Annotated in this window: 1 protein-coding gene; it reads left to right on the top strand. The window is 49.2% G+C overall.

The features are described 5' to 3' along the window. Positions 1 to 106 precede the first annotated feature (106 nt). The coding region (locus M3090_RS15445; protein WP_249057754.1) for a helix-turn-helix domain-containing protein at positions 107 to 768 on the top strand (662 nt) is incomplete at its 3' end.

The raw sequence follows: 768 nt of genomic DNA, 5'->3' as shown, positions 1-768 counted from the left end.
CCAAAATAGTATTGACCACTTAGTTCACCTATTGTTATAGATTTTTTTGTGTAGATTTGAGTGCCCGAGTCCTGGTGTAACGGGGGTGATAATAAAATCTATACAAATGGATAAACGAATCAAAAACATTTTAAGATGTTATGCGGCCGGCATGGGAATCAAGGAAACGGCTTCCACGTTTCATACTTCCCGTAATACTGTCCGCAAGTATGTCCGCCTGTTCCTTTCAAGCGGCAAGAGTATTGAACAGCTTCTTTCCCTGTCCGACGGGCAATTGGATGAACTGTTCGGCTGTACGGCATCCCGGCATCGGGAGCCTTCTTCCAGGAGGATTGAACTGGAGGCCCTGCTTCCCGGCTATGTATCCCGCCTGTCACGCAAAGGCATGAGTGTCCGAAAACTGTTCAAGGAGTACCATGCCGAATATCCTGACGGCTATCAGTTGTCTTCCTTCAAACGGGCTGTCCGTCAGTACAAGTTTCACATCAAGGTCGTCGGTCATGTCGAGCACTATGCCGCCGACCAGATGTATATTGACTTTGCCGGTGACAGGCTTGAAGTCGTTGATGAAATGACGGGCGAGACGAAGAAAGCCGAGGTGTTTGTCGCCATCCTTCCGTTCAGCCATTATACCTACTGCGAAGCCGTGTGGTCTCAACGCAAGGAAGACCTGATAAAGACATGTGAGAATGCCATGCAATATTTTGAAGGCGTTCCTGCGGCTATCGTCCCCGACAATCTGAAGGCTGCCGTCACACGAAGCGACCG

Source organism: Bacteroides sp. ET71 (genome assembly GCF_023336905.1).
GTDB lineage: Bacteria > Bacteroidota > Bacteroidia > Bacteroidales > Bacteroidaceae > Bacteroides.
This window is presented reverse-complemented; position numbering and strand designations above follow the sequence as displayed.